The organism is Pseudomonas sp. HMWF006, assembly GCF_003061205.1.
Lineage (GTDB): Bacteria > Pseudomonadota > Gammaproteobacteria > Pseudomonadales > Pseudomonadaceae > Aquipseudomonas > Aquipseudomonas monsensis.
The window spans coordinates 13,444-26,046 of sequence record NZ_QAIU01000509.1; the positions used below are offsets into that span (position 1 = coordinate 13,444).

Consider the following 12,603-nt stretch of genomic DNA (forward strand, 5'->3'; position numbering starts at 1 on the left):
GTAACGGTGTTTATCGCGGCAGCCAAATCAATATTGCCGATCAGGACCAGACCCGCCTGATCTTCAACTACACCTACAGCTTCCTGTAACACGTCATTAAAAAACCTTGCCGCTCGGCAAGGTTTTTTTTGCGCATTTTTTTATATTCCAAAATATAAGCTATAGCGCATTTTTTATTCTTTTTATGTTCTCCGACGAATGCTTAAAGTAGACCCGTTCAGCGTTCAAAAGACGCTGCGGTGTTTTGGCATTTTCGTCCCTCGACAATTTGACGGGTTCAGGAATCGGTGTTGAAGCCGATACCTCCAGTCTGAGGTGCCTTCTATATGTCTTCGGGTTCTGAAAAAGAATGAAACAATTCTTTTGGGGACTATGCCGGGGTATCCTTTCGCGGCTTTGACTGGGGGTAAAGGGTCCGCCGCGATCAAGCGTTCAGGATTTCGGGCAATCGATCCGAAACCGACAGTAAAAAAAGCAAAAGAATTAGAAACGAGAGGAGCGATACATGAACAAGTCCACCTTGGCCCTGGCTGTGGCCGTAGGGGTTATGGCGCAGCAGGCAGGCGCCGCCGGTTTCATCGAAGACAGCAAAGCTACTTTGGGGCTGCGTAACTTCTACATCAACACTGATAACCGTGATGGCGATACCAAAGCTGCCAAGGCTCAGAACAAGCAAGAAGAATGGGGCCAAGGCTTCGATCTGCGTTTCATCTCCGGTTACACCCAAGGCACCGTAGGCTTCGGTATCGACGCCATCGGCCTGGTGGGCGTGCGTCTGGACTCGGGTGGCGGCACCAACGGCGCCACTGCTACCTCTTACGGTGGCACTGTGTTCCCGAGCAAGTCCAACGGCGAAGCGGTTGATAACTTCTCCAGCCTGGGCCTGACTGCCAAAGCCAAGATCTCCCAGACCGAGCTGAAGCTGGGTACTCTGCAGCCAAAACTGCCGGTCATCGTGACCAACGACGGTCGTCTGTTGCCGCAAACTTTCCAGGGTGGCCAGATCACCTCGAACGAGATCAAGGACCTGACACTGGTTGCCGGTCAGATCGAACACGCCAAGGGCCGTAACTCGAGCAACAACGAAGAGTTGTCGATTGCTGGCTCCAACGCTCACACCGCTGCCGGTCGTGACAGCAACAAGTTCATTTACGGTGGTGGTGACTACAAAATCACCAAAGACCTGACTGCCCAGTACTACTACGGCAACCTGCAGGACTACTACAAGCAGCACTTCCTGGGTCTGGTGCACAACTGGGCTATCGGTCCGGGCGTCCTGAAGTCTGACTTCCGTTACTTCAACAGCCGTGACGATGGCGCCAACGGTAACGACCCTGCCTACTACACCACTGGTGACTACGGCACTGGTATCACCAAAGGCAAGGTAGACAACAACCTGTACAGCGGCTTGTTCCTGTACACCGTTGAAGGTCACACATTCGGTGGCGGTTATCAGGTCAGCAACGGCAACAGCGATTTCCCTTGGCTGAACCAGGGTGACGGCTCGTCGGCATACATCACTACCGACATGCAGATCGCCAAGTTCGCTCGCGCAGGTGAACGTACCTGGCAAGCTCGCTACTCGTACGACTTCGCCAAAGTTGGCGTACCAGGCCTGACCGCCGGCGTGGTTTACCTGCGTGGCGATAACATCGACACCACCGGTAAAGTTGGCGACCGTCAGGTCAGCACCAACGCGACTGGCCGTTCCGAGTGGGAACGTGACCTGACCATCGGTTACGTTGTGCCAGAAGGCCCGCTGAAAAACGTTGGCGTGATGTGGAAAAACGCTATGTGGCGCAACGACATCCCGGGTCAACGCGACCAGGATGAAAACCGCCTGATCGTCAGCTACTCGATCCCGCTGCTGTAATAGCGCGCTCCTGCACCTGATGTAAAAAAAAGCCCCGTCCGGCATCGCGCCGGACGGGGCTTTTGCGTTTTCGAGTCAGGCCCACCCCCGTAGGCCTTTCCCGAAATTTCCCTCTTTACAGCAACTCAAGGCCTTCTCGAACCTTGCGACCGATGTTCGTCGGGTTGCCGTCGAGCGTCCAGGGAACAGAAGTTTAATATTCACTAATGATCTAGATATCTAGTTATTTATTCTTTTTAATGATGTCGAATCCCGAGCTACAGTTGAGTTCTCCAACAACTCATCAGGAGCAGCATCATGAGCCTCAGACTCGGCGACATCGCCCCCGACTTCGAACAGGATTCCAGCGCCGGCAAGATTCGTTTCCACGAGTGGCTGGGCGATAGCTGGGGTGTGCTGTTCTCCCACCCGGCCGACTTCACCCCGGTGTGCACCACCGAACTGGGCTTCACCGCCAAGCTCAAGGATGAGTTCGCCCAGCGTGGCGTCAAAGCCATCGCGCTGTCGGTCGACCCGGTGGACTCGCACCACAAGTGGATCGAAGACATCAACGAAACCCAGAACACCATCGTCAACTTCCCGATCCTGGCTGATGCCGATCGCAAGGTGTCTGACCTTTACGACCTGATCCACCCGAACGCCAACGACACGCTGACCGTGCGTTCGCTGTTCGTGATCGATCCGAACAAGAAGATCCGCCTGACCATCACCTACCCGGCGAGCACCGGCCGCAACTTCCACGAGATCCTGCGGGTGATTGACTCGCTGCAGCTCACCGACAACTACAAGGTGGCCACCCCGGCCAACTGGCAGGACGGTGAAGAGGTAGTGATCGTGCCGTCGCTCAAGGATGAAGATGAAATCAAACGACGCTTTCCAAAAGGCTATCGCGCGGTGAAGCCGTACCTGCGCCTGACGCCGCAGCCGAACAAGTGAGTCAGTGAGATTTGCGGTGTGGCCATAGTCCAGTCACCACGAAACCACGATGCAGGGGATTTCAGGCCGTTTCGACGGCCTTTTTTTTCGCCTGGAAGAAGGCTGAATCCATATCTCCAAAACGCATAACCAAATGAATAAATATGATTTATGGATATATAAATCAGCTGGTAAGGTCACTCCATCGACGCGAGATCGCAACCCGCGAATCGCCTGTAACGTGCAAGGAATTCTCTGAATGCTGGTCGTCTCACTCGGTGGCAGTCCCAGCCAGCGCTCCCGCTCCGGAGTGTTGCTGGAACGCTCGCAACGCTGGTTGCAACAGCAAGGGGTGGAAGTGGTGAGTTATCAGGTGCGGGACTTCCCGGCCGAAGACTTGCTTCACGCCCGCTTCGACAGCCCGAAGGTGCTCGACCTGCTGCAACAGATCGAAAACGCCGACGGCCTGCTGATCGCCACACCGGTGTACAAGGCTTCGTTTTCCGGCGCGTTGAAGACGTTGCTGGATCTGCTCCCGGAGCGCGCCTTGAACCACAAGATTGTCTTGCCGATGGCCACTGGCGGCAGCATCGCTCACATGCTGGTGGTCGATTACGCCCTAAAACCGGTGCTGTCGGCCCTGAAAGCCCAGGAAATGCTGCAAGGCATTTTCGCCGAGGACAGCCAGATCGCCTACGGCGAAGGCAGTGCCGCCGCACAACTGGCACCGGCGCTGGAGCAGCGTCTGCACGAAGCGCTGGATCAGTTTGTCAGTGCCATGGCCCGCCGGCCGAAACCGCTGGAGCCGGGCTTGTTGAATGAACGTTTATTGAGTGCTCGCTGGAGCATTTAAGCCTCACCGGAACTTGATGTAACTCACCTTACTCAGCCGCTAACGGTTAAGCAGGTGCAGCCAAAACCCAACAGCAAAATAGGAGAGCGCTATGCGCACTGTATTTTTGCGTCGTGGTCTGGTCGCTCTGTTTGCTGCGGCTGTCACCTTCGGCGCCATCACTCAAGCTCAGGCCGAGACGCTTCGAATCGGTTATCAGAAATACGGCACGCTGGTGCTGCTCAAAGCCAAAGGCACGCTGGAAAAACGTCTGGCCGCCCAAGGCGTCGACGTGCAATGGACTGAATTCCCTGGTGGCCCGCAACTGCTCGAAGGCCTGAACGTCGGTTCGATCGACTTCGGTGTCACTGGCGAAACCCCGCCGGTGTTCGCTCAGGCTGCCGGCGCCGATCTGCTCTACGTCGCCTACGAGCCACCAGCGCCGAACAGCGAAGCGATCCTCGTACCGAAGGACTCGCCGATCAAATCGGTGGCCGATCTCAAGGGCAAGAAAGTCGCCCTGAACAAAGGCTCCAACGTCCACTACCTGCTGGTGCGTGCGCTGGAAGACGCCGGCCTCAAATACTCCGATATTCAAACCGTATTCCTGCCGCCCGCCGATGCCCGCGCCGCGTTCGAGCGTGGCAGCGTCGATGCCTGGGTCATCTGGGATCCGTACCAGGCCGCTGCCGAGAAACAACTGCAAGCGCACACCCTGCGCGATGGCAAAGGCATCGTCGACAACCACCAGTTCTATCTCGCGACCAAACCCTACGCACAGAAAAATCCTGAGGTGATCAAGACCCTCGTCGAAGAAGTGCGCGCCGTCGGCGAATGGTCGAAGGCCAACCCTGAAGACGTGACTCAACAAGTCGCGCCACTGCTTGGTCTGCCGGCGGACATCACCCTGACCTCGGTGAAACGCCAAGGCTACGGCGCACTGTTCCTGACCCCGGAAGTGGTCGCTGCGCAACAGAAAATCGCTGACACGTTCTTCCAGCTCAAGCTGATTCCCAAGCCGCTGAGCATCAAGGATGTGATCTGGACACCACCGGCCGCTGTGGCCAAGGCGCAGTAATTCGAATCCCCAAGGAGACCACTCCATGAGCCTCAATATCTTCTGGTTCCTGCCTACCCACGGCGACGGCCATTACCTTGGCACCGCCGAAGGCGCTCGCGCCGTCGACCACGGTTATCTGCAACAGGTCGCGCAGGCGGCGGATCGTCTGGGCTTCGGCGGCGTGCTGATTCCCACCGGCCGTTCCTGCGAAGACTCGTGGCTGGTGGCAGCATCGCTGATTCCGGTGACCCAGCGCCTGAAGTTCCTCGTTGCCCTGCGCCCCGGGATCATTTCCCCGACGGTTGCAGCGCGCCAGGCCGCCACGCTGGATCGTCTGTCCGGCGGTCGTGCGCTGTTCAACCTGGTGACCGGCGGTGACCCGGAAGAGTTGGCCGGCGACGGTCTGTTTCTCGATCACGAGGCGCGCTATCAGGCCTCGGTGGAGTTCACCCGGATCTGGCGTCGGGTGCTGGAAGGCGAGACCGTCGATTACGACGGTGAACACATCAGCGTGAAGGGTGCCAAGCTGCTCTATCCGCCGATCCAGCAGCCGCGTCCGCCGCTGTACTTCGGTGGCTCGTCGGAAGCGGCGCAGGACCTGGCCGCCGAACAGGTCGAGATGGTCCTGACCTGGGGCGAGCCGCCAGCAGCCGTGGCCGAGAAGATTGCGCAAGTGCGCGCCAAAGCCGCCAGGCTCGGACGCACCGTGCGCTTCGGTATTCGTCTGCATGTGATCGTGCGGGAAACCAACGCTGAAGCGTGGCAAGCGGCGGGTCGCCTGATCTCGCATCTGGACGACGACACCATCAAGCGTGCGCAGGCATCGCTGGCGCGCTTCGATTCGGTCGGTCAGCAACGCATGGCCGCGCTGCACGGCGGCAGCCGCGACAACCTCGAAGTCAGCCCGAACCTGTGGGCCGGCGTCGGTCTGGTGCGCGGCGGTGCCGGTACGGCGCTGGTCGGCGATGGCCCGACCGTGGCGGCGCGAGTGAAGGAATACGCGGATCTGGGTATCGACACCTTTATCTTCTCCGGTTATCCACACCTCGAAGAGTCGTACCGCGTCGCTGAACTGCTGTTCCCGCACCTCGACATCGAGCGTCCGGAACAGCCGAAAAGCGCCGGTTATGTCAGCCCGTTCGGCGAGATGGTCGCCAACGACATTCTTCCCAAAGCCGCGTCGCAGAGCTGAGGCGCGCCATGAAGAAAATTATCCACAGCCTCGCGCCTTGGGCGTTGCCGGTGTTGTTGCTGGCGGTGTGGCAGTTGTCGGTGTCGGCCGGTTGGTTGTCGACGCGGATCCTGCCGGCGCCGGTGGCGGTGATAGAAGCCGGCGTCAGTCTGGTGCGCAGCGGCGAGATCTGGACGCACCTGGCCATCAGCGGCTGGCGCGCGGCGCTGGGCTTCACCATCGGTGGCAGCATCGGCCTGGTGCTGGGCTTCATCACTGGCCTGTCGAAGTGGGGCGAGCGCCTGCTCGACAGCTCGGTGCAGATGATCCGCAACGTGCCGCACCTGGCGCTGATTCCGCTGGTGATTCTGTGGTTCGGGATTGACGAGTCGGCGAAGATTTTCCTGGTGGCATTGGGCACGTTGTTCCCGATCTACCTCAACACGTATCACGGCATCCGCAACGTCGATCCGGCGCTGGTGGAGATGGCGCGCAGTTACGGCCTGTCCGGTTTCAGCCTGTTCTGGCAGGTGATTCTGCCGGGTGCACTGCCTTCGATTCTGGTCGGCGTGCGCTTCGCGCTGGGCTTCATGTGGCTGACGCTGATCGTCGCGGAAACCATTTCCGCCAGCTCCGGCATCGGTTATCTGGCGATGAATGCCCGCGAGTTTTTGCAGACCGACGTGGTGGTGCTGGCGATCCTGCTTTACGCCGTGCTCGGCAAACTCGCCGACCTCGCCGCCCGTGGACTCGAACGTGTGTGGCTGCGCTGGCATCCGGCCTATCAGGTTGCCAAGGGAGGTGCGGCATGACGGCTCAACAACCTCCACGCCTGCTGCGCGGGATTCCGCTGGTGGTGCGCAACCTGCAGAAAACCTTCGGTGCGCGGCAGGTGCTGCGTGACATCGACCTGCACATTCCGGCGGGGCAATTCGTCGCTGTGGTCGGGCGCAGCGGTTGCGGCAAGAGCACCTTGCTGCGCTTGCTCGCCGGCCTCGACCAGCCGACTGGCGGCGACCTGCTGGCCGGCGCCGCCCCGCTCAGCGATGCGCGGGATGACACGCGGTTGATGTTTCAGGAAGCGCGGCTGCTGCCGTGGAAAAAGATCATCGACAACGTCGGCCTCGGCCTCAAAGGCAACTGGCGCCCGCAGGCGCTGGCAGCGCTGGAGGCGGTCGGTCTGGCCGATCGCGCCAACGAGTGGCCGGCGGCCCTATCCGGCGGGCAGAAGCAGCGTGTCGCGCTGGCCCGGGCGTTGATCCACCAACCGCGCCTGCTGCTGCTTGATGAGCCGCTCGGTGCGCTGGACGCCCTGACCCGGATCGAGATGCAGCAATTGATCGAGCGCTTGTGGCAGCAGCACGGCTTCACCGTATTGCTGGTGACCCACGACGTCAGCGAAGCGGTAGCGATTGCCGACCGGGTGATTCTGATCGAGGACGGCGAAGTCGGCCTCGACCTGCAAGTTGAATTGCCGCGTCCGCGAGTGCGCGGATCGCACCGGCTGGCGGCGCTGGAAACCGAAGTGCTCAACCGAGTTTTGTCCCTGCCTGGCGAGCCGCCAGAGCCGGAACCCGTTTCACCCCTGCCTACGCAATTGCGTTGGGCGCAATGAAGCAGCTTCAAGCGGCAAGCTACAAGCCTCAAGTAAAAGCGCTGTGCTTTTGCTTGCCGCTTGAAACTCGCAACTTGCAGCTTATTTCGACCCCAGGAGAAATATCATGACTATCAAAGCCATCAACGTGCGCAACCAGTTCAAAGGCTCGATCAAGGAGATCGTTCTCGGCGACGTGCTGTCGGAAATCGACGTGCAGACCGCCTCCGGCATCGTCACTTCGGTGATCACCACCCGTTCGGTCAAAGAGCTCGAACTGGCGGTGGGCAGCGAAGTCATTGCCTTTGTGAAATCCACCGAGGTTTCGATCGCCAAGTTGTAAGCCTGTGAGTAAAAAACAACCCCGGAGGGCGTGAGCCCTTCGGGGTTTTTTGTGCCTGATCTGAAAACTGCGGCGCGGCCTTCGCGAGCAAGCTCGCTCCCACAGGTTCGGTGTCGTTCACAGATGTTGTGTTCACTACAAATCACTGTGGGGGCGAGCTTGCTCGCGAAGGGGTCGGTGAGGGCGCTAGAGATTTCTTTTGGGCAGATAAGGCGGCAGATACAACCCGATATAGGCATCAAACACCCGCATCCCTTCCTCGGCCATGCGCGGCGTGATCTGCCCGTGCTGCTGCACCGAGCGCGCATACACGCGGTCGCCGAGCTCCATCGCCAGCGCAAACACATCGACATCCTCCGGCAGCCTTGGCAATTCGAAGTGATGATCGAACAGCTTGTGCATCAGGTCGCCCAGTTCGATGTCGTGCTGGCGGTCGGCCTGGGTCACTTCGGTCAGGCCATGTTGCGCCAGGATCAACTGGCGCGCGGCGGCGTCTTCGTCGTAGATCTCCAGCATCCGCTGTTCGATCAGCCGCGACAGGTCACGCCAGTCGCGCAGGGCCTGGTGATCGATCGGTGCTTGCAGGCAGGCGCGAAAGGCCGCGTGCACATCGGCGGTCAGCGCCTCGAGCAGCGCCGGGACGCTGGCGAAGAAGTGGTACACGGAGGAGGGCGGAATCTGTGCGCGCTCGGCGACGCTGTAGATCGACAGACTGGCCACGCCTTCGGCCGCCAGCAGTGTGCGCGCGGCGTCGAGAATCGAATCGATCCGCGCCTGGCTGCGGGCACGGGGTTTGCGGACGGGGGCGGGACGCGTCATGGAAGTCTCCTGCGGGGCAGGGGGCATTGTACGAGCCGGGTTCCGTGTTGTCTTGTCGACCGCCATCGCTGGCAAGCCAGCTCCCACAATGATCTGTGTAGAACACACATTTTGAGTACCCAACAGAACCCTGTGGGAGCTGCGGTGCGACGATTCGACTTGCCAGCGATCCGCCGCAGGCGGCCATCCACCCCATCAACAGAGATGGCTGGTTGGTCATAAAAAAACGCCGTGGGCTGCAGGAGCCGACGGCGTTTTATCTGGTTCGCAATCCGTTTAAACGGTATGCAGGTACCAGTTGTACTCGAGGTCGGAAATGGAGTGTTCGAACTCCTCCAGCTCGCTCTCTTTACAGGCGACGAAGATATCGATGTATTTCGGATCGATGTACTTGGCCATCACCTCGCTGTCGTCCAGCTCACGCAATGCATCGCGCAAGTTGTTCGGCAGGCTTTGTTCGTTCTGCTCGTAACTGTTGCCTTCGACCGGAGCGCCCGGTTCGATCTTATTCACCAGACCGTGATGCACACCCGCCAGGACCGAAGCCATCAGCAGGTACGGGTTGGCGTCGGCGCCGGCCACGCGGTGCTCGATACGCACGGCATCGGCAGAACCGGTCGGTACGCGGATCGCCACGGTGCGGTTGTCCAGGCCCCAGCACGGCGAGTTCGGTACATAGAACTGCGCGCCGAAGCGACGGTACGAGTTGACGTTCGGGCAGAGGAAAGCCATCTGCGCCGGCAGGGTCTCGAGCACACCGCCGATCGCGTGACGCAGCGCGGCGTTCTGCTCGGGATCCTCGCTGGCAAAAATGTTTTTGCCATCTTTGTCGAGTACCGAAATGTGCACATGCAGACCATTGCCTGCCTGGCCTGGGTACGGCTTGGCCATGAAGGTGGTGTCCATTTCATGGTCGTAGGCGATGTTCTTGATCAGACGCTTGAGCAGTACCGCGTAGTCGCACGCCTTGATCGGGTCGGCGACGTGGTGCAGGTTCACTTCGAACTGCGCCGGGGCACTTTCCTTGACGATGGCGTCGGCCGGAATACCTTGCTCTTTGGCGCCTTCCAGAATGTCCTGGAGGCAGTCGACGTATTCGTCGAGGTCGTCGATCAGGTAGACCTGAGTCGAGTGTGGGCGTTTGCCGGAGATCGGCGAGCGTGGCGGCTGTGGACGGCCGTTCACGTTTTCCTGGTCGATCAGGTAGAACTCGAGTTCGAACGCGGCGCAGATGGTCAAGCCCATCTCGTCAAATTTTGCAACAACTTGACGGAGCACTTCGCGCGGATCGGCGAAGAACGGGTCGCCTTCGAGTTCGTGCATGGTCATCAACAGTTGCGCGGTAGGGCGCTTCTGCCATGGCTCGTTACACAGGGTGTCGGGGATTGGATAGCAGATCCGGTCGGCGTCGCCGATGTCCAGGCCCAGGCCGGTGCTTTCCACCGTAGAGCCATTGATATCCAGAGCAAATAGAGAGGCCGGCAGGTTGATGCCTTTCTCGTAAACCTTGTGGAGGCTGGTGCGTTCGATGCGCTTGCCGCGCACCACACCATTCATATCCGCAATCAGAAGGTCAACGTACAGAACCTCAGGATGTTCCTTAAGGAACGCGTTCGCTTCGTTAAGCTGAACGGCACGCGGGGGTACCGACATGATGCAACACCTTTGTTGTTAAAAATATCAATCATTGATCTTTTCTGGTTTCAGTCAACCCGAACGGCCTGCCGAAGTCAAGCGAGGCCTTTTTTGCCCTAAAAAAGCGCTGCGGGGGCATTTATGGGGCACTTTGGGGCGGTTTTTTATCCTTGGGACGCTTGGCACCCGCAGGCTTGAGCAGGCCGTGTTGTATTTTTTACGGGGGTGTTGTGTAAAAAAATGAACAAGGCTAAGCTCGGATCAAACCCATAACAGCAATAATACCGGGGTGCTTCATGTCTCGCCTGCCGTTAATCGGCATCACCGACTGCTCGCAACAGTCCGGTCTGCATGCTCATCACATCAGTGGCGATCAATCCGTCCGTAGCGCAGCCAGCAAGGCTCGCGGGCTGTCTATGCCGGTCTCGTCGGCAGCAGCCAGAACGGTCGCGTCCGTTATTCTGGACGTACGGCAAGGCATCCTGTTTATGGCGTCTCCTTTCACTATAGATCCCTTTGAGTCCCAAAGCCTGTGCCGCTCTTCGAGCCGTGCTCATGATTCTGCACGCCTTGAATGTGCACAGGAAATGCAACGCCAGCGTAAAGGGCAGGTAAGCTCCTCTTTCATTGTTGATGCGCGGTGCCAGGCGTAAGCCGGCACTGCGCGCAAGCAAGCTCCCTTAACGCGACGTCACGGCGTCAAACTTTGCCTGACACCCCTGTCAGGAGACTCAGCCCAGAGGCATTTATGAGTAACAACCTCGACCAGCTCACCGATTGGTTGAAAGACCACAAGATCACAGAAGTCGAATGCATGATCGGCGACTTGACCGGTATCACCCGCGGCAAGATCTCGCCGACCAACAAGTTCATCGCCGAAAAAGGCATGCGCCTGCCAGAGAGTGTGTTGCTGCAGACCGTGACCGGCGACTACGTTGAAGACGACATCTATTACGAACTGCTCGACCCGGCCGACATCGACATGATCTGCCGCCCCGACCAGAACGCCGTGTACCTGGTGCCGTGGGCGATAGAGCCGACCGCCCAGGTGATCCACGACACCTACGACAAGCAAGGCAACCCGATCGAGCTGTCGCCGCGCAACGTGCTCAAGAAAGTCCTGAAACTCTACGCCGACAAGGGCTGGCAGCCGATCGTGGCGCCGGAAATGGAGTTTTACCTGACCAAGCGCAGCGACGACCCTGACTATCCGTTGCAGCCGCCGATTGGCCGTTCGGGCCGTCCGGAAATCGGTCGTCAGTCGTTCTCCATCGAAGCGGCGAACGAATTCGACCCGCTGTTCGAAGACGTCTATGACTGGTGCGAACTGCAGGAGCTGGACCTCGACACGCTGATCCACGAAGACGGCACGGCACAGATGGAAATCAACTTCCGTCATGGCGACGCCCTGTCGCTGGCCGACCAGATCCTGGTGTTCAAACGCACCATGCGCGAAGCCGCGCTCAAGCACGACGTGGCCGCCACCTTCATGGCCAAGCCGATGACCGGTGAGCCGGGCAGTGCGATGCACTTGCACCAGAGCATCATCGACATCGAGACCGGCAAGAACGTGTTCTCCAATGAAGACGGGACCATGAGCCAGCTGTTCCTGCACCACATCGGTGGCTTGCAGAAACTGATCCCGGAATTGCTGCCGCTGTTCGCGCCGAACGTCAACTCGTTCCGCCGCTTCCTGCCGGACACCTCGGCGCCGGTGAACGTGGAGTGGGGCGAAGAGAACCGCACCGTGGGCCTGCGCGTCCCGGATGCCGGGCCGCAGAATCGCCGCGTGGAAAACCGCCTGCCGGGCGCCGACGCCAACCCGTACCTGGCGATTGCCGCAAGCCTGCTCTGCGGCTACATCGGCATGGTCGAGGGCCTCAACCCGAGCGCGCCAGTCGTTGGCCGTGGCTACGAACGCCGCAACCTGCGCCTGCCGCTGACCATCGAAGACGCCCTCGAGCGCATGGAAAACAGCGCGACCATCGAGAAATACCTGGGCAAAACCTTCATCACTGGCTACGTCGCGGTTAAGCGGGCCGAGCATGAAAACTTCAAGCGCGTGATCAGTTCCTGGGAGCGTGAGTACCTGCTCTTCGCCGTCTGATACGCCGGGCACGGCTGGCAGCAGCCGTGCCTTCACCGATAACAAGGAGAATTGGCATGACCAGCAACAACCCGCAAACCCGTGAGTGGCAAGCCCTGAGCAGCGATCACCACCTGGCCCCGTTCAGCGACTTCAAGCAGCTGAAAGAGAAGGGCCCACGGATCATCACCAACGCCAAGGGCGTGTACCTGTGGGACAGCGAGGGCAACAAGATCCTCGATGGCATGGCGGGTCTGTGGTGCGTGGCGATCGGT

Annotated in this window: 13 protein-coding genes and 1 pseudogene; 12 read left to right on the plus strand and 2 right to left on the minus strand. The window is 59.5% G+C overall.

The features are described 5' to 3' along the window. From DBR24_RS33320 to DBR24_RS22795, 9 genes are all read left to right on the plus strand, one after another. Positions 1–89 (plus strand): hypothetical protein (locus DBR24_RS33320; protein WP_256591752.1); only part of this gene is annotated, 89 nt, incomplete at its 5' end. A 416-nt stretch (positions 90–505) separates the two neighbouring features. Continuing rightward, positions 506–1,873 (plus strand): OprD family porin, encoded by a 1,368-nt coding sequence (locus DBR24_RS22760; RefSeq protein ID WP_128615873.1) that lies wholly within the window; start codon positions 506–508, stop codon positions 1,871–1,873. A 297-nt stretch (positions 1,874–2,170) separates the two neighbouring features. Then, on the plus strand, positions 2,171–2,809 hold the full coding sequence (locus DBR24_RS22765; protein ID WP_123469679.1) for a peroxiredoxin: 639 nt from the start codon (positions 2,171–2,173) through the stop codon (positions 2,807–2,809). Positions 2,810–3,047: 238 nt separating this feature from the next. Continuing rightward, a complete protein-coding gene (ssuE, locus tag DBR24_RS22770) occupies positions 3,048–3,641 on the plus strand; it encodes an NADPH-dependent FMN reductase (protein ID WP_085708988.1) in 594 nt (197 codons plus the stop codon). A gap of 91 nt (positions 3,642–3,732) precedes the next feature. After that, positions 3,733–4,698, plus strand: coding sequence for a sulfonate ABC transporter substrate-binding protein (locus DBR24_RS22775; RefSeq protein WP_007913834.1), 966 nt, complete (start codon positions 3,733–3,735; stop codon positions 4,696–4,698). Positions 4,699–4,723: 25 nt separating this feature from the next. Further along, complete coding sequence (ssuD, locus tag DBR24_RS22780; RefSeq protein WP_128615874.1) at positions 4,724–5,872, plus strand: FMNH2-dependent alkanesulfonate monooxygenase; 1,149 nt, start codon at positions 4,724–4,726, stop codon at positions 5,870–5,872. A gap of 8 nt (positions 5,873–5,880) precedes the next feature. After that, positions 5,881–6,663: an aliphatic sulfonate ABC transporter permease SsuC gene (gene ssuC, locus DBR24_RS22785; RefSeq protein WP_003229260.1), complete on the plus strand. Its 783-nt coding sequence runs from the start codon at positions 5,881–5,883 to the stop codon at positions 6,661–6,663. Next, complete coding sequence (gene ssuB, locus DBR24_RS22790) at positions 6,660–7,466, plus strand: aliphatic sulfonates ABC transporter ATP-binding protein (protein ID WP_128615875.1); 807 nt, start codon at positions 6,660–6,662, stop codon at positions 7,464–7,466. The genes ssuC and ssuB overlap by 4 nt, the downstream gene beginning before the upstream one ends. 106 nt (positions 7,467–7,572) lie before the next feature. Continuing rightward, on the plus strand, positions 7,573–7,788 hold the full coding sequence (locus tag DBR24_RS22795; RefSeq protein ID WP_007967989.1) for a molybdopterin-binding protein: 216 nt from the start codon (positions 7,573–7,575) through the stop codon (positions 7,786–7,788). A gap of 186 nt (positions 7,789–7,974) precedes the next feature. On the opposite strand, the gene DBR24_RS22800 is transcribed toward DBR24_RS22795, so the two are convergent. Both DBR24_RS22800 and DBR24_RS22805 read right to left on the minus strand, forming a co-directional pair. Beyond that, positions 7,975–8,607 carry a TetR/AcrR family transcriptional regulator gene (locus tag DBR24_RS22800; RefSeq protein ID WP_123469672.1) on the minus strand — a complete coding sequence of 211 codons (633 nt, stop codon included), beginning with the start codon at positions 8,605–8,607 and terminating at the stop codon, positions 7,975–7,977. Between the two features lie 276 nt (positions 8,608–8,883). After that, on the minus strand, positions 8,884–10,260 hold the full coding sequence (locus DBR24_RS22805; protein ID WP_128615876.1) for a glutamine synthetase family protein: 1,377 nt from the start codon (positions 10,258–10,260) through the stop codon (positions 8,884–8,886). Positions 10,261–10,538: 278 nt separating this feature from the next. On the opposite strand from DBR24_RS22805, the gene DBR24_RS34930 reads away from it, so the two are divergent. The 3 genes and pseudogenes from DBR24_RS34930 to DBR24_RS33325 form a co-directional block, all read left to right on the plus strand. Further along, positions 10,539–10,895 (plus strand): gamma-glutamyl-gamma-aminobutyrate hydrolase family protein, encoded by a 357-nt coding sequence (locus DBR24_RS34930; RefSeq protein WP_128615877.1) that lies wholly within the window; start codon positions 10,539–10,541, stop codon positions 10,893–10,895. 95 nt (positions 10,896–10,990) lie between these two features. Continuing rightward, positions 10,991–12,349: a glutamine synthetase family protein gene (locus DBR24_RS22815; protein WP_007967993.1), complete on the plus strand. Its 1,359-nt coding sequence runs from the start codon at positions 10,991–10,993 to the stop codon at positions 12,347–12,349. Positions 12,350–12,405: 56 nt separating this feature from the next. After that, a pseudogene (locus tag DBR24_RS33325) lies at positions 12,406–12,603 on the plus strand (aspartate aminotransferase family protein); the annotation flags it as partial.